We start from the raw sequence: 19,573 nt of genomic DNA on the forward strand, positions 1-19,573 counted from the left end.
TCCGATGACGACATTCGAACGCTATCTCTCGATCTGGGTGCTGCTGTGCATCGGCGTCGGCATTGCGCTCGGCCATCTGCTGCCGGGCGTGTTCGCGGCGGTGGCCGCGGCCGAGATCGCGCGGGTCAATCTGCCGGTCGCCGTCCTGATCTGGCTGATGATCATCCCGATGCTGCTGAAGATCGACTTCGCCGCGCTCGGCGGCGTCAGAGAGCATTGGCGCGGCATCGGCGTCACGCTGCTGGTGAACTGGGCGATCAAGCCGTTCTCGATGGCGCTGCTCGGCAGCATCTTCATCGGCCACGTCTTCGCGCCGATGCTGCCGGCGGGACAGGTCTCGTCCTACATCGCCGGCCTGATCCTGCTCGCGGCGGCGCCGTGCACGGCGATGGTGTTCGTGTGGTCCAATCTCTGCGAGGGCGAGCCGCATTACACGCTGAGCCAGGTCGCGCTCAACGACGTCATCATGGTGTTCCTGTTCGCGCCGCTCGTCGGCCTCCTGCTCGGCGTCGCCTCGATCTCGGTGCCGTGGACGACGCTGCTCTTGTCGGTGCTGCTCTACATCGTGGTGCCGGTGATCGTCTCGCAGCTGTGGCGGCGCGCGTTGCTGCGCAGCAAGGACGGCGCGTTCGAGCGCACGCTGGGGCTGCTGCAGCCGGTCTCGCTGCTGGCGCTGCTGGCCACGCTGGTGCTGCTGTTCGGCTTCCAGGGCGAACAGATCCTGAAACAGCCGGGGGTGATCGCGATCCTTGCCGTGCCGATCCTGATCCAGGTTTATCTGAACGCCGGCATCGCCTATTGGCTGAGCCGCCGGCTCGGCGTCGCCTGGTGCGTGGCCGCACCCGCCGCGCTGATCGGCGCGAGCAACTTCTTCGAGCTCGCGGTGGCCGCGGCGATCAGCCTGTTCGGGCTCGACTCGGGCGCGGCGCTGGCGACTGTCGTGGGCGTTCTCGTCGAAGTCCCGGTGATGCTGTCGGTCGTGCGCATCGTCAAGGCGAGCCGGGACTGGTACGAAGCCGGGCTGACGGCTTAGGGCCGTCAGCGGCGCGGCTCGTCCTGATCGTCGTCGTCGCCTTCGCGCTCCCGGCGGGCGGGCTCGTAGCTCAGCGTGCGGTCGTCGTGCCCGGCCTCGCGCCCGGCAAGCTGCGCCAACGCGCTACCATCGGCGCGCACCACCGGCACCAGCTCCGGCGCCGTCTCCTGACGGGCCTGCGCCACCGCAACCAGGCCACCGAACGCCGCCAGCACGATTGCCGACGCCAACGTGATACGCATGCTCACTCTCCGCACTTCACCGAGCCCGGCATACGCCGGGCTGAAGGGGAGCGTGTCGCAGCCGCGCTGACGGCAACCTGTCGCGGGACGTCAGCGAATTGTCAGCTGGCCTCGGGCAGGGTGGCCCACGGGTGCGAGTCTCCACCCTCGCACCGGTCTGGGGCGTAATTCCGACACCGGAACTTCACACTAAAAGCCATGCGACCTCCCTAGCATCTGCGAATGCCAGGCATCGCGGCCTGCTCCGGGACCATCATGCATTTGCCTCAAATTGGACGGTTCATGCGCATCACGATACTGGCGATGCTGATCTCGACCGCGGCGTCGGCGGCAACCGATGCGCGAGAGGACGATCGCGAGCGCCGCGATGCGGTGCGGCACGCGGTGGAAGCGGGGGACGTCCTGCCGCTGTCGCAGATCCTGCCGCGGGTGCGCGGCCGGATCGCGGGTGACGTGACGGGGATCGACATCGAGCGCCAGCGCGGCCGCTGGCGCTACGAATTTCGGGTGATCGGCCGCGACGGGCGCGTGCGCGAGGTCTATGTCGACGCACGCAGCGGGGAGATCGAGCGGGTCGAGGAAAAGTAGATGCGTGTGCTGCTGGTCGAGGATGATCCGCGGCTGTCGTCCGACCTGTCGCGGACGCTGCAGGCGGCCGGCTATGTGGTGGAGACCACGGGGGATGGCGAGCAGGCCTGGTTTCTCGGCGACACCGAGGACTATGGCGCCGTCGTGCTCGATCTCGGTCTGCCGGGCATGGACGGCCTGTCGGTGCTGAAGCGCTGGCGCGGCGCGGGCCGCCACATGCCGGTGCTGATCCTGACCGCGCGGGCGAGCTGGGCGGAGCGGGTCGACGGCATCGATGCGGGCGCCGACGACTATCTGCCCAAGCCGTTTCGCAACGAGGAGCTGCTGGCGCGGCTGCGCGCGATCGTGCGCCGCTCCGCCGGCCACGCGGCCCCGGTGCTGTCGTCAGGCGATCTCACGCTCGACGAACGCCAGATGAAGGTCAGCCTCTCCGGTGTGCCGGTGGCGCTGTCGCAGCTCGAATATCGGCTGATCGCCTATCTGCTGCGGCACAGCGGCCGCGTCGTGCCGCAGCACGAGCTCGAGGAGAATGTCTACGGCCTCGGCCATGACCACGATTCCAATGCGCTCGAAGTGCTGATCAGGCGCGTCCGCAAGAAGTTAGGCGCCGACATCATCGAGACCCGCCGCGGCTTCGGCTACATGATCCCGGAAACCGTCTGATGAGGCTGGGTTCGCTGCGGCTGCGGCTGGTGGCGGCGGGCACCATCGCCATTCTGGTCGCGCTCGGAGTCGCCGGCTTCGGCATGGTCGTGCTGTTCAAGCGCCACGTCGCGCGCACGCTCGCCTCCGATCTCGACATTCACCTGCGCCAATTGCTCAACGGTCTTGAGGTCGACGGCGACGGGCGCATCATGGTGGCGCGGCCGCCGGCCGATCCACGTTTCACGGTGCCGTTGTCCGGCCTGTACTGGCAGATTTCCGACGATCACGGCCAGTTGCTGCGCTCGCGTTCGCTGTGGGACACGATCATGCCGCTGCCGATCGACGAGCCCGGGCCGAGCGACGTGCATCAGCACGAGCTGATCGGTCCCGTCGGCGCGCGCGTGCTGGTCGCCGAGCGTGGCATCGTGATGAATCCGGACAAGCAGACCCGCGTCCGGGCAGCGGTCGCCTACGATCTCGACGGCGCCACCAGCGCCGTGCGCGCGTTTGCGAAGGACCTGTCGATCGCGCTCGCCGTGCTCGCTGCGATCCTCGCGGTCGGCACTTCCGTCCAGGTCAGCCTCGGCCTGCGGCCGCTGATGGTGCTGCGCGAGGGCGTTGCTGAAATCCGCAGCGGCCGCCGTCGGTATCTTCCGGTCGCGGTGCCCAGCGAGGTGGCGCCCCTGGTCGAGGAGGTCAATGCGCTGCTCGATGCGCAGAGCCGCGAGATCATGCGCTCGCGCAGCCGCGCGGCCGATCTCGCGCACGGCTTCAAGACGCCGCTGGCGGCGCTCGCGGCGGATGCCGCGCGGCTGAAGGAGCTCGGCCAGTCGGAGCTCGCGCGCAATGTCGAGGATGTCGCGGAAGCGATGAGCCGCCAGGTCGATCGCGAGCTGGCGCTGGCGCGGCTGCGCGGCAAGGTGCGCGGCGAGCCGGCGGCGGCGACCGAATTGCGGCCGCTGGTGGATGCGCTGCTCGGCACGCTGGCGCGCACGCCGGCGGCCGCGCATGTCAGTTTCGACGGCGAGGTGCCCGAGTCCATGCGCGTGGCGATGGATCGCACCGATCTGGCGGAGGTGCTCGGCAATCTCCTGGAGAACGCCGCGCGCCACGCGACGAGCACGGTGCGCATCGTCGCCAGCGCAAGTCCGCTGATCGTGGCGGTCGAGGACGACGGGCCGGGCATCCCGGACGCGCAGATCGGCCGCGTGCTGGAGCGCGGCGGCCGGCTGGACGAGCAGGGGCCGGGCAGCGGCCTCGGCCTTGCGATCGTGCAGGACGTGCTGGAGGCCTATGGCTGGCGGCTGCAGATCGGCCGCTCCGAGCTCGGCGGCGCCCGGATCACGATCGCGCCCGCGGTCGTGTCGGCGCCAGCCGTGTCGCCGCCGCGTGCGCCGGCGCCTCACGCGGGTCAATCCATCCTGACAGCGGGCTGACATCGCGCGTCAGCCCCGCGACCCCCTTGCCCGGCTATTCCGCAGGTCATGCCATCCGCGCTCCGGCTGTTCCGGACGCGCGGTGCCCCCCTGCTGAAGGAAGCTGATCATGCGTCTTCGAAACTCCGCCAAGGCCTATGGCTCAGTCGCCATCGGGCTGCACTGGATCGTCGCGGTGCTGGTGCCCGCGGCCTGGATCTCAGGTCATCTCGGCGACATGCTGCCGCGCGCGTCTCACGAGATCGGGCTGTTCACGCACGCCACCCTCGGACTGTCGATGCTCGGCTGCGCGCTGGCGCGCTTCGCCTGGCGCCTCGCCGATCCGCCGCCGGCGCCGGTGGCGACCAAGTTCGGATCCTGGACCGTTCACGCCGGCGAGATCGCGCATCTCCTGATCTACGGCATCATGTTCGCCATTCCGGTCCTCGGCGTCCTCATCCAGTTCGCCCGCGGCGAGGCGCTGCCGGTGCTCGGCCTGTTCCACATCGCCTCGCCCTGGGCCGGCGACCGCGGCTTCGCCCACGACATGAAGGAGATGCACGAGGCGCTCGCCAACGGCCTGATGATCCTGATCGGCGCCCATGTCGCCGCCGCGCTGCTGCATCACTACTGGCTGCACGACCGGACCCTGAGGCGCATGGTGCCGGGCTTGCGGTGACGTGTCGCGATCCCGGCATGATGTGCGCTGTCCCCGTGGGATCAGGAAGCGGACGCGTCGGGATCGTAGCCCTGAAGCCGGTCGACCAGCCGGATGATGGCCCGCACCACGATCATCGCGAGCGACAACATGCTGAGAAAGATCAGGGCCACACCCGGCGAGTCCCACTTCGGGAAGCGCTCGAAGACGCCGATCTCCCGGTACAGAATGAGCCCGTCGATGTTCATCTTCAGGATCAGGAGCAGCAGCGTGGTCAGCAGGATCGCGACCGGCGCGGAGCGGCGGAACACGTACAGAGCGAAGCTGGGGGCCAGGAGGGGGATGCCGAAGAGAAGAACTAACCAAACGCCCGCATAGATCCCATGATCGAGATCATGGGATCTCAGGGAATCCCGATGAAATGTGAGCATGATGCAAAGCAGGTTGGCGACCGCCCCGAGCACCGCTATAGCGGGCACCAATCTGCGGCGCAGCGTCGACCAGAGGGCTTTATCCGTCATCTCCCATCCTCGCCCGGCAATATCCCGAATGTTCGAGGCAGCCCGTGGCGGGTGGCCTGCGCCGCTCTCGGTCTCATCTTCGTCCGCGCGGCTGAAGATCGCCATGGCACGTTCGTGCTATCGGCTGGCGGCAGATCATTGGCAGGTCGCCGCGCTTGATGAGGGGCTGCAGAACTTCGCGCGGACCAAGCCGCTCCTCAGCCCTTTTCGAACGGGGCATCCTCGTGCCAAGATGTGCCATGATGCGCGCGCTCTTCGTCATGGCTTCGATCACCGTGCTGGCAACCGTTCCAGCCGCGGCCCAACAGTTCAACGGCAATGATCCGGTGTGCCTCCAGCTCTGGGAGTGGGGCGGGTCGAGCACGATTTCGTGCGAGTACAGATCGTGGGAGGCATGCAAGGTGCGGGCGACCAGCCTGTCTGCCATGTGCCTGCTGAACCCTTATGTGCAGCGCCCGTCGGAGCAAAGTCCGGCTGAGCGACGCCGTCGTCTGCCGGCCCGATAAGCGCCAGACTTTCACTTTCCCGATCCCGTCAGAGCTCTTGCATGGCCTTGACGATGCGGATGAGACCGGCATCGATGCTTGCGACCTGCTTCTGCAGGTTTTCGATCGATGCTTGCGAGTCCAAGACCGCAGCGACCGTACCACAGCTGGCGCAATGCAATACGGATATGCCTCGCTGCTCTCCGAGTGGCACGATATGACCTCGCTGAAACGTGTGCCCTTCGCATTTCGCGCACGTCGGACTTGTCATGTTCACACTCCCGAATGTCCGCACGTCCAAGAAGCCGTTGCGCACTGCGTCGCACGCCGAATGGCCGTTCATAACACAAGACAGGCCTGTGCTCACGCTGGAACGATCTGGTGCAGGACAAAGTTGTCTCAATGCATTGGACTGGCGCAGATGTTTCGCTTTTTAGGGCAGCCGACCTTTTTCCCTACGTCATTCCGGGGCATCGCGAAGCGATGAGCCCGGAATCCATAACCACGAACGGTTATGGAGCGCGAGCCGCCCGCTACGAGCATCTCGGGTCTCATGGATATCGTGAGCATGGATTCCGGGCTCGCGCTGACGCGCGCCCCGGAATGACGGCAGAGAAATGCGGTGCGGGCGCTTCCTATAAAAATAATTAAGTTGCTATTTTTCAGAATTCATGGTTCACTGTCGCATCCCGTGCTCCTCGAGAGGGACGCTTCGCGATCGTCACGGAACGTTGGGCGCGGGATGCGGTGGCTGCGGCCTGTTGCAGCGTGGGGAGACCTGCGCGGACGAACGGCGGGCTTGCGGACGTGAAGACGCGTGGTCCTGGCGCCCCGATGCTGGCGTCAAGTCTGGAGGCGATGATCTCCGGGCGACAGTGGCTAAGAGCCCGGACACTGGGGAGAGCGCGACATAAGCGTGAAAACCATCGCGCGGGGAATGCCGGGATGTCTCGGCTGAACCTGTGGTGACTGCCGCCTGCTTATTTTTCTGCAGGCGGGCCAATTTCTTAAAAGACATGGGTTGCGGCCAGCGCCCGGCATTCCCTGCGCCCTCTGCTCGAATGAGGGCAACATCGCCGACATCACTCGGGCGGATGCCGCCGCGAGATCGATTTCGCTCATCTTATGGATTCGACATGTCTCTATCGACCGTATCCGCTTTGTCGCAGTGCGGCCGCGCGAGGGAACCAAATTCCGGAGCCGTGGTTGACCTCATGCAGGAGGAGCCACATGCGCCGTCCCAAAATCCAGCCCATCCGCAACAAGCTCGATCTCACCGACAAGGTTCAGGTCCGCATCGTCACGCGCCGACTGCGCGTCACCCAGACCGAACTCGCCCAGATCGTGGGCCGCATTGGCAATTCCATCGCCGCGATCTCCAAGGAAGTGCATCTGCAGCGGACCAAGACGTCCGTGCCGGCCGATGTGCCGCCCGCCGAGGTCATCGCTTCCGTGGCCGCAACCGAGACCGTTGCAGCCGAGGCCGTTGCGACATCCGAAACACATTAGACGACTTAAACCGGGCAGGGGGCATCCATGGATCAACTCACTGACAGGGCCGACGCCCTGACGCAGGCCGCTTTCAGTTTGCGCAAAGCGAAGATCAGCGAAGGGCGGCCGTTTCCGCTCGGCGCGACCTGGGACGGGCTCGGCGTGAACTTCGCGATCTTTTCCGCGCACGCGACCAAGGTCGAGCTGTGCCTGTTCGACGAGACCGGCGAAACCGAGCTGGAGCGCATCGAACTGCCCGAATACACCGACGAGGTCTGGCATGGCTATCTGCCAACCGCGCGCCCCGGCACCGTCTATGGCTACCGCGTCCATGGACCCTACGAGCCCGACGCCGGCCATCGCTTCAATCCCAACAAGCTCGTCATCGATCCCTATGCCAAGCAGCTCGTTGGCCAGCTGCGCTGGGGTCCGGAGCTGTTCGGCTATCAGCTCGATCATGCCGACAAGGATCTCTCGTTCGACGACCGCGACAGCGCGCCGCTGATGCTGAAGTGCCGGGTGATCGATCCCGCCTTCACCTGGGGCACTTCGCGCAAGCCGGAGATTCCGTGGGAGCGGACGATTTTCTATGAGATGCACGTCAAGGGATTCACCAAGCTGCATCCGCTGGTGCCGGAGGCCGATCGCGGCACCTTCGCCGGCCTCGCGCATCACGACATCCCGGCCTATCTGCGCTCCCTGGGCATCACCTCGGCCGAACTGCTGCCGATCCACGCCTTCATCGACGACAGCTATCTCGTCGACAAGGGCCTGCGCAACTACTGGGGCTACAACTCGATCGCCTTCTTCGCGCCGGAGCCGCGCTACCTCAAGACGCCCTACGCGACCGAATTCAAGACCATGGTCAACCAGTTCCACGCCAACGGCATCGAGGTCATTCTCGACGTGGTCTACAACCACACCGCCGAGGGCAACGAGCTCGGCCCGACCCTGTCGTTCAAGGGTATCGACAACGCCAGCTACTACCGGCTGCTGCCAGACCAAAAGCGCTACTACATCAACGACACCGGCACCGGCAACACGGTGAACCTGTCGCATCAGCGCGTGCTGCAGCTCGTCGCCGACTCGCTGCGCTACTGGGCGACCGAGATGCGGGTCGACGGCTTCCGCTTCGATCTCGCCACCATCCTCGCGCGCGAGCCCTATGGCTTCGACGAAGGCGGCGGCTTCCTCGATGCCTGCCGCCAGGACCCGGTGCTCTCAGGCGTCAAGCTGATCGCCGAGCCCTGGGACATCGGGCCGGGCGGCTATCAGGTCGGTCAGTTTCCGCCGGGCTGGGCGGAGTGGAACGACAAGTTTCGCGACACCACGCGCGCGTTCTGGAAGGGGGACGGCGGCACCATTGCCGATTTCGCCAAGCGCATCTCCGGCTCCGGTGATCTCTTCAACAAGCGCGGCCGCCGTCCGTGGGCGAGCGTCAACTTCATCACCGCCCATGACGGTTTCAATCTCAACGACCTCGTCTCCTACAACGACAAGCACAATGAGGCCAACGGCGAGGACAATCGCGACGGCCACAGCAACAACCATTCGTGGAATTGCGGCGTCGAGGGGCCGACCGACGATCCCGAGATCATCGCGCTTCGCGAACGGCAGAAGCGCAATATGCTGGCGACGATGCTGCTGTCGCACGGCACGCCCATGCTGCTTGCCGGCGACGAGTTCGGGCACACCCAGGACGGCAACAACAACGCCTATGCCCAGGATAACGAGATCAGCTGGCTCGACTGGATGGGCATCACAGCGCCGGGGCGGCAGTTGCGCGAGTTCACGCGCAAGCTGATCGCGATGCGCAAGGCGTTTCCGATCCTGTACCGCTCGCGCTTCCTGGTCGGCTCGCTCAACGAGGAGCTCGACGTCAAGGACGTGACCTGGCTCGCGCCGTCGGGCGAGGAGATGACGACGGAGCAGTGGACCGACGGCAACGCGCGCTGCTTCGGCATGCTGCTCGATGGCCGCGCCCAGGAGACCGGTGTCAAGCGCCGCGGCTCGGATGCGACCTTGCTGCTGATCTACAACGCGCATTTCGACGTCGTGAACTTCACTTTGCCGTCGGTGCCCGAAGGGCACAATTGGCTGGCGCTGATCGACACCAACCAGCCTGACGCGCAGGTGCAGCCGCTGCCGTTCGGCCATGTCTACGAGGTCACCGGACGTTCGCTGCTGGCGCTTGGCCTGTCGTCCGAGCAGCAGCCGATGCGCGGCCTGCGCCACGGCCTCGGCGCGCTGCTCGACATCGCGGAGTCGCCGCTGGGATAGTGCAGCGCACAGCCTCGCCATCTTGTCGTTGGCGAGGCGACATGCGAGAGCTGTCCGGGTGAAACGCCCGGACAGAGGTTGAAGACAGACAATGCGCACCCATTCCATCGCCGCCATTCCCGCCGACGGCATCGGGCCCGAGGTCATCTCCGCTGGGGTCCGCGTGCTCGAAGCGCTCGCCAAGCGCAGCGGCGACATCAGCTTCAACGTCAAGACCTTCGACTGGGGCTCGGACTACTACAAGAAGCAGGGCGTGATGATGCCCGCCGACGGCCTTGCTGAACTGAAGACCTTTGATGCGATCTATTTCGGCGCGGTCGGCGCGCCCGATGTTCCCGACCACATCACGCTGTGGGGCCTTCGTCTGCCGATCTGCCAGGGTTTTGATCAATACGCCAATGTGCGGCCGACCAAGATCCTGCCCGGCGTCGCCTCGCCGCTGCGCAATGTCGGCGTCGGCGATCTCGACTGGGTAATCGTGCGCGAGAACTCGGAGGGCGAATATGCGGGCATGGGCGGCCGCGCGCATCGCGGTCTTCCGGAGGAGGTCGGCACCGAGGTCGCGGTGTTCACCCGCGTCGGCGTCACCCGTATCATGCGCTATGCCTTCAAGCTCGCGCAGTCGCGGCCGCGCAAGTTCTTGACGGTTGTGACCAAGTCCAACGCGCAGCGCCACGGCATGGTGATGTGGGACGAGATCGCAGCAGAAGTGGCGCGCGAATTCCCTGATGTGACCTGGGACAAGATGCTGGTCGACGCGATGACCGTGCGCATGACGCTGCAGCCGAAGACTTTGGACACCATCGTCGCGACCAATCTGCACGCCGACATCCTGTCAGATCTGGCCGGCGCGCTCGCCGGCAGCCTCGGCGTCGCGCCGACCGGCAACATCGATCCGGAGCGGCGCTTCCCGTCGATGTTCGAGCCGATCCACGGCTCGGCCTTCGACATCACCGGCAAGGGCATCGCCAATCCCGTCGCGACGTTCTGGACGGGCGCGCAAATGCTCGAGCATCTCGGCGAGAAGGAGGCTGCGATCAGGCTGATGGCGGCGGTCGAAAAGGTGTGTGCGGCCGGCATCCTGACGCCGGATGTGGGCGGCAAGGCGACCACGAAGGAGGTGACGGACGCGGTGATCGACGCGATCCACGGCTCGAACGTCTGAGACGTGCAATCCGTCCGTACAATCTCGGCGTGTCCGGGGTTGCGCTTGCAATGGACGCCGCGGGCGGTATATCAGCCGCTCCACCGCGTCCACGCGTGCCCGAGGGCATGCGCGTCATAGAGATGCGATAGTCGGGTTGGGGAGAAAGGACACATCATGCGTCGTCACCGTCGAGCCAAGATCGTCGCGACCGTCGGCCCCGCCAGCAATTCACCGGAGATGCTGAAAGCGCTGTTTCTTGCCGGCGTCGACACGTTCCGCCTCAATTTCAGCCACGGCACGCAGGCCGATCACGCCAAGGTCCACGCCGCGATCCGCGCGCTGGAGAAAGAGGTGCAGCGGCCGATCGGCATCCTGATGGATCTGCAGGGACCGAAGATCCGCGTCGGCACCCTGCGCGACAAGAAGATCCAGGTCGAAGCCGGCGAGACGATTCGGTTTGTCCTGAACGGCACCGAAGGCGACAGGACGTCGATTCCGCTGCCGCACCCGGAAATCTTTGCGGCGGTCGCGCCCGGTCACGATCTTCTGATCGACGACGGCCGCGTGCGCGTGCGCGTCACCGGGCTCGGCGACGACTGGATCGAGGCCAAGGTGATCGTCAGCGGCGCGATCTCCAATCACAAGGGCGTCAACCTGCCGGGCACCATTCTCGAACTGTCGCCACTGACGGCGAAGGACCGCTCCGATCTCGCCTTCGGCCTCGACCTCGGCGTCGACTGGGTGGCGCTGTCCTTCGTGCAGAAGCCGTCCGACGTGATCGAGGCGCGGGGGCTGATCGACGGCCGCGCCGGCATCATGTCCAAGATCGAGAAGCCGGCGGCACTGGATCGCATCGACGACATCATCCAGCTCTCGGATGCGATCATGGTGGCGCGCGGCGATCTCGGTGTGGAAATTCCGAATGAGGATGTGCCGGGCAAGCAGAAGGAGCTGGTGCGCGCCTGCCGTCTCGCGGTGAAGCCGGTGATCGTGGCGACGCAGATGCTGGACTCGATGGTGGCGACACCGACGCCGACCCGCGCCGAGGTGTCCGACGTGGCGACCGCGATCTACGACGGCGCTGATGCTGTGATGCTGTCGGCGGAATCGGCCAGCGGGCAGTATCCGCGTGAGGCGGTCGCGATGATGGACAGCATCATCAAGGCGACCGAGAAGCACAAGATGTACGGCTCGATCATCCAGGCGACGCAGCCCAATGAGGAGCAGACGCCGCCGCATGCGGTGGCGACCGCTGCGGCCGACCTCGCCTCCGCGATCCATGCCAAGGCGATCGTGGCCTATACGTCGAGCGGCACCTCGGCCTCGCGCGTGGCGCGCAAGCGGCCGAGCCTGCCGATCCTCGCGATCACGCCGAACGAGGACACCTCGCGCCGCATGTGCCTGTTGTGGGGCGCGCACAGCGTGCTGTCGCAGGACGTGCAGAGCTACGAGGAGATGGTCGAGCGCGCGACGTTCTTCGCCGTGCAGGAGGAATTCGCCGACAAGGGCGACCTGCTGGTCGTCGTCGCCGGCATCCCGTTCGCGCAGGCCGGCACCACCAACAATCTGCGCGTCGTCACCGTGCCGAGATAGGAGATCGATCAGGCCGCCGGTTCGGCGGCGAAGACGCAGAGACGCGGTGTGCGGAACAGAGGGGAGCGATCGGCCGGAACGGCGGCGCAGCGGTCGATCACATAGGCGATGCCGTTGCGATTTGCGTAGGCGAGGCGCTGATCGAGCGAGGTCAGTTCTCCGACGTCGGTGTAGCGGGTGAGCCAGATGGGGTAATAAGACGGACTCCACATCGCCCCCGCGCCGCGCTTGTAGTCGACCCAGACGCGGCGATGGGCTTCCGTTTCGAAGATGCTGGCCCGCGTCAGCGCCGCGTCGCGGCGCTCCTGATCGGGATCCTCGCCGGGCTTTGGCGTGGCCCGGGCCGGGGTCAGGAAGATCGCCGAAGGCGGTGTCGCGCCGCGCGCCCAATCGCTGAGAGCGCGCCATTCGGCGAGGCTCTCGGAAAGCTGCCGGTCGACCGCGTAGTTGACCCGCGTCGCCATCGGAAACACGACCAGCGCCGCCACGGCAATGGCCGCGTAGCCGGCGAGACGACCGGGACCTGCACTCGGCGACCAGCGTTCGACAACGGCGGGTCCGAGCAGAATGAGGGGAACGCTGAGGACGAAGGCATTGGTGCGTGAGGTCAGGACCAGCACGACGACCGCGCCGAGCAGAAACAGGGGGCGCCGGTCATCGCGCAACCAGCGTGTCGCCAGCGCAGCGGTCGCGAGGCCGGCGACGAGATGGATGATGCCGCTCGATCGCAGCAGATGGAGGTTGAGCAGGGTCGGCGAGGTCGACAACAACGGCAGCGCCGCGCCGAGCGCATAGAGCAGCAGAAGGCCGGCATAGGCCGCTCGCAGCGGCTGCGACGCGGCGCCGAGACGGAAGAGAGACGAGAGGCCGAGCAGGATGATTCCGCCGAGGGCGACCAACTCGGATGGAGCAATGGTGTCGATTAGGACGTGCTCGCCGAAATACTGGCGCAGGTAGTGCGCATAATCGAACGCGATCGGCCGGCCGAATTCCGGGTTGCCGAGGATGTTGGCAAGGACGGGGAGCGTCAGCAGCAGGCAGGGCACGAGGCCGAGCAGCACGTCCCGGCACAGGACCTTGAAGCTGATCTGCCCGCGGACGAGTTGGCTCACCGCCATGCATCCGATCGGCAGCACCAGCCACACGGCCATGAAGGCGTTGATGAAGAACGTCAGCCCGACCAGCGTCATCGTGCCGACATAGCGGCGCTTCGCCGCAAAGTAGATCGCGAGCAGGGTGGTGCCGTTGGCGATTTCCGAATGCGTGAAAGTGTTCAGAAACAGCCCGCCCATCCCGGCAAAGCTGCTTCCGACCAGGAACGCGGTCATGGAGATCACGAGGCTGAAGACGATCCTGTCCCGCAGAGTATGGATGCCCATCAGCGACGCGCAGCACAGGAAGCCGAGGAAATTGACCAGGCGTGACAGGAACGTCAGTGAAAGAAAGATCAACTCCTGCCTGCCGACATCGGCGGATCCGAGCGGCAGCATCCAGACGCCGGAGGCGAAATGGCGGAGCGACTGGATGAAGGCGTCGTCGCGAAACTGGGGTTCGTCGTACAGGCGCGCGAGGATCGGCAGGTGAAAGACGTTGTTGTCGACGCCGAACGCAAACCCGGTGTGAAGCAGCGAAATGATCGATGCGACGGCCGCGATCAGGACAGTCTCGACCGCTGCGCGCGCGGTGTCGGACTGTCCGCGCTCGGTTTCCGATGCCGGCCATCTGGCGAGATCCGGAATGAACTCCGTCGTCATCGGTCCTTGGCCATGGGAGGAACGGGTTTTGCGGGCAATTATCGTCAACATGAACCAGGGGTCGTAAAGTATTCCTGAAAGTATGAACGCGCAGCACTCCTCTGGAGGCCCCAGGAGAGGCCGACGCCGTCGCCCAATCTTTGTGCGGCACGGCCGCGCGCGATGTCCCGTTGAGCGCCGCTCCTGTCGCCTGATTGTCGCACCGCGCTGGTATCGCGGGGCAGTGGCGGGGGACAGCGCGAGTCGTCGCGCATGGTGTCGGAAGCGGCAGGATGGGTTCTGCCGAACTGACCTTGTCATTGCGGTGTCATCAGGGACTGTTAGGTGGGCGCGCATGGGACTTGAGACTGCTGGTGAAGAAAGCCCGACGCGGCGCTTTCGTACGCTCTTCATCTCCGACGTTCATCTCGGGGCCCGCGGCTCGCAGGCCAATCTTCTCGTCGATTTCCTGCGTCACCACGATGCCGATACGATCTATCTGGTCGGCGACATCATCGACGGCTGGGCGCTCAGATCCAGCTGGCACTGGCCGCAATCGCACAACGATCTCGTCCAGAAGATGCTGCGCAAGGCGCGCAAAGGCGCCAAGGTCGTCTACGTCCCCGGCAATCACGACGAGTTCCTGCGCGGCTATTACGGCACGCATTTCGGCGGCATCGACGTCGTCGAGAACATCGTGCACACCGGAAAGGACGGCAAACGATACCTCGTCATTCACGGCGACATCTTCGACCTCGTCGTGCAGAACGCCCGCTGGCTCGCCCATCTCGGCGACAAGGCGTATGACTTCGCGATCCAGATGAATCGCCTGGTGAACTTCTTCCGTCGCATGTTCGGCGTGCCGTATTGGTCGCTGTCGCAATGGGCCAAGCAGAAGGTCAAGAATGCGGTGAACTACATCGGCGCATTCGAGACGGCGCTCGCGGCGGAAGCCCGGCGGCATGGCGCCGATGGCGTGATCTGCGGCCACATTCATTGCGCCGTGATCCGCGACCAGGACGGCATCCGCTACATGAACTGCGGCGATTGGGTGGAGAGCTGCACGGCGCTAGTGGAGCATGAGGATGGCCGGTTCGAGATCCTGACCTGGACCGATCCGCAGCGGCAGCCGGCCCCGGTTCCGCAGCTCACGGCCCGCGCCGCCTGAAGGCCGCGCCCGGCTTGCCTCGCGGCGATGGGGCGCGGTAAAATAGGGCATGACAGCCCATGCCCCGATCCTGCCCGTCACCGTTGCCGATATCGATGCGGCCGCGGCCACGCTTGCAAATGTTGCCGTGCGCACGCCGCTGCTGCCGGCCCCGGTCCTCAGCGACCGGCTGAAGGCCAACGTGTTCGTGAAGCCGGAGGTGCTGCAGCGGACCGGCTCGTTCAAGTTCCGCGGCGCCTACAACAAGCTTGCCTCGATTCCCGAGGCCGATCGCGCCAACGGCGTCGTCGCGTTCTCCTCGGGCAATCATGCGCAGGGCGTCGCCCATGCCGCGCAGCTGTTCGGCATGGATGCCACGATCGTCATGCCCTCGGATGCGCCGGCCGCCAAGCGCGAGCGCACCAAGGCTTTCGGCGCCGATGTCGTGCTCTATGATCGCGACCGCGAAGATCGCGAGGCGATCGCGCGTGAGATCGCCGCGAAGCGCGGTTCGACGGTGGTGCCGCCTTACGACGATCCCTTCGTGATCGCTGGGCAGGGGACGGTCGGTCGCGAGATCGCGGAGGATCTGTCGGCGCTCGGCTTGTCGCCGGATGTCGTGATCGTGCCGGCTTCGGGAGGTGGATTGCTGGCCGGGGTCTCGACCGCGGTGAAGGCCCGTTTTCCGAGCACGCAGATGGTCGTCGCCGAGCCCAAGGGCTTCGACGACCATGCGCGCTCGCTCCGGGCCGGGCATCGCGAAGCCCATGATGCGAAGGGCCGTACGATCTGCGATGCCCTGATGGCCGCCATCCCCGGCGAGATCACCTTCGCCATCAACAGCCGGCTGCTGTCGGCGGCCGTCGAAGCCTCGGATGAAGAGGTGGGCCGGGCGGTCGGCTTTGCCTTCAGGGAGCTGAAGCTCGTCGTCGAGCCCGGCGGGTCGGTGGGGCTGGCGGCCGTGCTCGCCGGTCGTCTGGACGTCGCCGGCAAGACGGTAGTGATCGTTCTCTCCGGCGGTAATGTCGATGCCGAACTGTATGCGAAGCTGATTGCCTGAAGCGCGCGGCGTCAGCGAAAACCGAGACCGCCGCGTGCAAATCCTCCACCCGCTGGACGCGGGCCGGACTGGACAAAATGGGGTGATCCAGCGCCGCGCATCGTTGACGGACTTCGCGCGAACGTCGGGCGCTGAGAATTCATGGTCTTGAACGGACCGGAATTGCCGGGAACCGGACGCCGGGCCTCTCGGCTTTCGAACGGACGTCCCGGCGGAAACCGTTTGAGGGGATCACGCTGAATCCTTGTCGCTCCAGGCGGATTCGCGGTCGGTCCGGTCTTGTCGACGATCTTGGACTGGCCAGGAGGCCGCGGCTCGAGCACCTTGTTGGGAGCCGTGTTGCCGAGAGGCTTGTTGCCCGTGATCACCGTCGGGGGGACCGGCTGACGCGGCGGCATGTTGGGGGGCGGCAATCTCGGCAGCGGGCCAGGCCGGCTCTGCATCTGCTCGGCCGGAGCGAGCGGCCGCGCCGCCGGCATGATCTGCGGCGACATCATCAGACGGCTCGGCTGCAACACCGGGATGGGCCGAGGCTGGGCCTGCAGGCGCAGCGCGACGGGAGCGTAGGGGCTGTCGGCGTAGGTTTCGCTGAAGCTCTTGTAGGCGGCCGGCGAATTGGCCAGCACGGTCTGGTGCCACGCCGTCGCCTGAACCAGGCCAGCGAGCACAGCACGGATCCGGTCCGCGAGCGGGTCGCGCGGATAGAGCTCGATGAACTCGCGATAGTATTGCGGACGGTTCTCGGACAGCACGTAGTCATACGCCTGCCGGACCGACCGGCTGGGCAGGTTCGCCGCCATCTGCACGACCGGCGCCTTGTCGGCAGGGCGGCCGGCTGCAACCAGCGTGTCGCCGAAGAAGGTGAAGTCGCTGGTCAGCGATGAACTCTCCCACGGCGTCTGACGTCCGTCGGTGCTCTGGTTCACTTGCAGGCGGATGCGCTTGAACATCTGCTCGATCGGCAGGTTCGGCTGGCGCGCGAGATTGAGAAAGGCCTGCGTATAGGGACTGTGCTCGCCGCGGCCGTCGAGCGCCTCTTCGCCGGGCGACGTCGAATAGCCGACGATCGAACCGTTGGGCGCATCGACGATCGCCAACCCGCGTCCGGCATCGTTGACGGCAGGAAACGGATTGTTGCGGCAGGCATCGAGCACGACGATCCGCATCCGGCTCGGAATGGCATCGAGCGTCGCCATCAGGTCGACGAGACGGACCGTGCTTGTCGTCAGATCGGAGGGGGCGGAGATGCGGGCGTCGACGGGAATGAGATAGTTCTCGCCCGCGAGCTGGATGCCGTGACCGGCGTAGTACACCATCGCCACTGCATTGGGCCCGTGCGCCGCCAGCCGGCTCGAGAAGTCCTGCACGACCTGCACCATCTCGCTCTGCGTCAGGTCGGTGGCGGTGATCACTTCGAAGCCGGCCGAGTTCAGCAGCTTGGCGACGGCACGGGCGTCGTTGTCGGGATTTTCCAGCCGCGGCGCGTTCTGGTACTCGCCATTGCCGATGACGAGCGCCACGCGCGGCTCGACGCCCTGGGGGGACGCGATGGCCGTGCTCTCGGCCATTGCCGGCGCGGGCGAAGCAAGGGCGCGGGGCGGGGCCTGAAGGATATCGAGGTCGCTGTTAGCAGCCCAGCTCGCGTTCGGACCGAGCCAGGCCGTCAGGCCGAGCAGCGCGGTCGCGAACAGCGATGTCCAAGACGGTCCTTGGCGACGGACGGGCGTGATGGACACGGCGTTCTCCTCGAGCATCCACAAAGAGATGACTTGAGGATCAAGCTACGAAGAGCGCGAACGGATGTACGTGATCCGCGTCACCCAGCGACCGGAGCGTTCGCCGCTGACATCGTCGCAGCCGCCCGTACGTCTCGCAGGGGCGAGCGGCTCGGGTGTTACGAGAAGAAGGCGACCTTCTCGGGCTGGGTCATGCGGCGGATCGGGGCCAGCGCATCGTTGGCCGGCGCCTGCGGCCGCTGCAAAACGCCGTTCGACAGCAGCGTCGAGCCCAGCGACGGCTCATAGGCCGGCTTCGGCATGGCATAGGAGCTGGTGCTGGCCGCCGCGGCAGCAGCCGGATAGGTCGCCGGCGAGGCCGGTGTCACGACCGACTGCGGGAAAGCAGGCGGCGGCGGAGCAGCCATGGCCGCAGCCACCGCGGCCAGAGTTTCGGCTGCGATGGACTCGGGCAGCGGCGCCGGCGCATCCGGAACTGCCGTTGGCGCCGTGGGTGGCGCTGCTGCCACTGGCGCGGCGGGCGCCGGTGCAACGGGTGCCGGTACAACGGGCGCCGGTGCGGAGGCTGCCGGCGCATCGGCCACGGGCGCCGGAGGCGGTGCCGGCGCGACAGGAACAGCCGGTGCTTTGACGTCGGTTGGTTCGACGTCCGTGGCCACTTCAGCCGGACCGGGATCGCGGAAGCTTGCCACGATGTCGTCGTCGACTGCGGTCGGCTCCTCGATGTCGAAGCCGAGCGTGCGAGCCCGGTTGAAGTCCTCGTCCAGCATCGGATCCGGCGCGCTCATTTCGGCTGCGACCAGCTCCAGAATCGCCTCGTCCTGCGCCTCGGCAGCTGCAGCGTCCTCCAGCTCCGCTACCGGAGCCTGCTGCTCGATATCCGCGAGCGCCTCGGCGATCGACGGCGCGGCCACGGCCTCAGGCGGGGAAGCGGGGACGGCTGCCTGCACCGGTTCGGCTTCGCCGGCCTCGGACACAATTGCCACGGTCGCGGCGGCTGTTTCGATCGCCTCGATCGAGGCGACAGCCGCGACCAGCGGGCTGGTGGCTGCGAGTGGAGATGCAGCCGGCGCCGGCTGCTCTGCTGCGCTCTCCGGATGTCGCGCTGTCTCCGCCTCAGGAAAGATGGGTGCATCGATGATCGGAGCCGAGGCTGCTTCTTGCCGTGCTGCCGTCGCAGCCATCTCGTGGGCTGCCGGAGCGACCTGGACGGGACGCTCGTCGAGTTCCTTCAGCCGCGCCTTGATGATCTCGAAGGCCGCCAGCAGCGCGACCTTCGGGTCTGCGCTGGCAAGCTGGTTGCAGGCGAACTCGATCGAGGTGACCTGCGAGTCGATCAGGTCGCAGATCCGGGAGTCGGCGCCGATCTCGCGCCAGCGCCAGGAGATTTCCTTGATGATCCGGGTGCCCTTGCGCACCGGAGCCAGATTCTGCTCCAGCGCCAGACTGTCGATCGCGGAGGCGGCCGCAAGAGCGGCATCCTCGACGGCAGCACGGATGACGGCCAGCACTTCCGGCAGAGCCTTGCTGTCGGCCTGTTCGATCTCCTGCTGCTGCTGGCGTTGCGACGCCAGCGCGTGCTCGATGCGGGCCACCGCGTCGAGCACCATGCTGGTGTCGGCATTGCGATTGCGCTTGGCATACTCGCCGAGGAACCAGCGGCCTCGGGACGTCTCCATGAAGGCATCGCGGATCGCCTCGTAATCAGCCTCGTTCGGCTGCGCCGCACGGGCGGAAATCGGCGAAAGGGCGAACACTTCATCGACCATGGCAAACCCATCGCGCAAATTGCTGCGCGT

17 protein-coding genes are annotated in these 19,573 nt (G+C 66.2%); 12 read left to right on the top strand and 5 right to left on the bottom strand.

Going from position 1 to position 19,573, the window contains the following annotated elements; genetic code table 11:
• Positions 1-4 precede the first annotated feature (4 nt).
• On the top strand, positions 5-1,033 hold the full coding sequence (arsB, locus tag ACQR1Y_RS29290; protein ID WP_434859557.1) for an ACR3 family arsenite efflux transporter: 1,029 nt from the start codon (positions 5-7) through the stop codon (positions 1,031-1,033).
• A gap of 5 nt (positions 1,034-1,038) precedes the next feature.
• On the opposite strand, the gene ACQR1Y_RS29295 is transcribed toward arsB, so the two are convergent.
• Positions 1,039-1,275 (bottom strand): hypothetical protein, encoded by a 237-nt coding sequence (locus ACQR1Y_RS29295; RefSeq protein ID WP_434859558.1) that lies wholly within the window; start codon positions 1,273-1,275, stop codon positions 1,039-1,041.
• A gap of 282 nt (positions 1,276-1,557) precedes the next feature.
• On the opposite strand from ACQR1Y_RS29295, the gene ACQR1Y_RS29300 reads away from it, so the two are divergent.
• The 4 genes from ACQR1Y_RS29300 to ACQR1Y_RS29315 all read left to right on the top strand — a co-directional run bounded on the left by ACQR1Y_RS29300 (position 1,558) and on the right by ACQR1Y_RS29315 (position 4,602).
• On the top strand, positions 1,558-1,863 hold the full coding sequence (locus tag ACQR1Y_RS29300) for a PepSY domain-containing protein (protein ID WP_434859559.1): 306 nt from the start codon (positions 1,558-1,560) through the stop codon (positions 1,861-1,863).
• Positions 1,864-2,526: a response regulator transcription factor gene (locus ACQR1Y_RS29305; RefSeq protein ID WP_434859560.1), complete on the top strand. Its 663-nt coding sequence runs from the start codon at positions 1,864-1,866 to the stop codon at positions 2,524-2,526.
• A complete protein-coding gene (locus ACQR1Y_RS29310; protein WP_434879116.1) occupies positions 2,526-3,944 on the top strand; it encodes a sensor histidine kinase in 1,419 nt (472 codons plus the stop codon). The genes ACQR1Y_RS29305 and ACQR1Y_RS29310 overlap by 1 nt, the downstream gene beginning before the upstream one ends.
• Before the next feature lie 109 nt (positions 3,945-4,053).
• Positions 4,054-4,602 (top strand): cytochrome b, encoded by a 549-nt coding sequence (locus ACQR1Y_RS29315; RefSeq protein WP_434879117.1) that lies wholly within the window; start codon positions 4,054-4,056, stop codon positions 4,600-4,602.
• 41 nt (positions 4,603-4,643) lie between these two features.
• Here the strand turns inward: ACQR1Y_RS29315 and ACQR1Y_RS29320 are convergent, their stop codons facing one another.
• Positions 4,644-5,207: a hypothetical protein gene (locus ACQR1Y_RS29320; protein WP_434879118.1), complete on the bottom strand. Its 564-nt coding sequence runs from the start codon at positions 5,205-5,207 to the stop codon at positions 4,644-4,646.
• A gap of 137 nt (positions 5,208-5,344) precedes the next feature.
• Between ACQR1Y_RS29320 and ACQR1Y_RS29325 the strand changes: the two genes are divergently transcribed.
• From ACQR1Y_RS29325 to pyk, 5 genes are all read left to right on the top strand, one after another.
• Complete coding sequence (locus ACQR1Y_RS29325) at positions 5,345-5,608, top strand: DUF3551 domain-containing protein (protein ID WP_434859602.1); 264 nt, start codon at positions 5,345-5,347, stop codon at positions 5,606-5,608.
• A gap of 1,209 nt (positions 5,609-6,817) precedes the next feature.
• Positions 6,818-7,096, top strand: a complete 279-nt coding sequence (locus ACQR1Y_RS29330; protein ID WP_434879119.1) for a DUF3606 domain-containing protein — start codon at positions 6,818-6,820, stop codon at positions 7,094-7,096.
• A 27-nt stretch (positions 7,097-7,123) separates the two neighbouring features.
• The gene (gene glgX, locus ACQR1Y_RS29335) at positions 7,124-9,358 is read left to right on the top strand and encodes a glycogen debranching protein GlgX (RefSeq protein WP_434879120.1); all 2,235 of its coding nucleotides are present in this window, start codon (positions 7,124-7,126) and stop codon (positions 9,356-9,358) included.
• Between the two features lie 91 nt (positions 9,359-9,449).
• Positions 9,450-10,523, top strand: coding sequence for a tartrate dehydrogenase (locus tag ACQR1Y_RS29340; RefSeq protein WP_434879121.1), 1,074 nt, complete (start codon positions 9,450-9,452; stop codon positions 10,521-10,523).
• Positions 10,524-10,679: 156 nt separating this feature from the next.
• A complete protein-coding gene (gene pyk / locus ACQR1Y_RS29345; protein ID WP_434879122.1) occupies positions 10,680-12,098 on the top strand; it encodes a pyruvate kinase in 1,419 nt (472 codons plus the stop codon).
• Between the two features lie 8 nt (positions 12,099-12,106).
• Here pyk and ACQR1Y_RS29350 read toward each other — a convergent pair whose 3' ends face one another.
• Positions 12,107-13,852, bottom strand: coding sequence for a hypothetical protein (locus ACQR1Y_RS29350; RefSeq protein WP_434879123.1), 1,746 nt, complete (start codon positions 13,850-13,852; stop codon positions 12,107-12,109).
• Positions 13,853-14,186: 334 nt separating this feature from the next.
• Here ACQR1Y_RS29350 and ACQR1Y_RS29355 point away from each other — a divergent pair, with 334 nt between their 5' ends.
• Positions 14,187-14,999, top strand: a complete 813-nt coding sequence (locus tag ACQR1Y_RS29355; protein WP_434879124.1) for a UDP-2,3-diacylglucosamine diphosphatase — start codon at positions 14,187-14,189, stop codon at positions 14,997-14,999.
• Between the two features lie 49 nt (positions 15,000-15,048).
• On the top strand, positions 15,049-16,038 hold the full coding sequence (locus ACQR1Y_RS29360; protein WP_434879125.1) for a threonine ammonia-lyase: 990 nt from the start codon (positions 15,049-15,051) through the stop codon (positions 16,036-16,038).
• An 11-nt stretch (positions 16,039-16,049) separates the two neighbouring features.
• Here the strand turns inward: ACQR1Y_RS29360 and ACQR1Y_RS29365 are convergent, their stop codons facing one another.
• Both ACQR1Y_RS29365 and ACQR1Y_RS29370 read right to left on the bottom strand, forming a co-directional pair.
• Positions 16,050-17,774, bottom strand: a complete 1,725-nt coding sequence (locus ACQR1Y_RS29365; RefSeq protein ID WP_434879126.1) for a caspase family protein — start codon at positions 17,772-17,774, stop codon at positions 16,050-16,052.
• Positions 17,775-17,932: 158 nt separating this feature from the next.
• Positions 17,933-19,543, bottom strand: a complete 1,611-nt coding sequence (locus ACQR1Y_RS29370; RefSeq protein WP_434879138.1) for a hypothetical protein — start codon at positions 19,541-19,543, stop codon at positions 17,933-17,935.
• Positions 19,544-19,573: the final 30 nt, after the last annotated feature.

It is taken from the genome of Bradyrhizobium sp. HKCCYLRH3099 (genome assembly GCF_051167855.1).
Classification (GTDB): Bacteria; Pseudomonadota; Alphaproteobacteria; order Rhizobiales; family Xanthobacteraceae; genus Bradyrhizobium.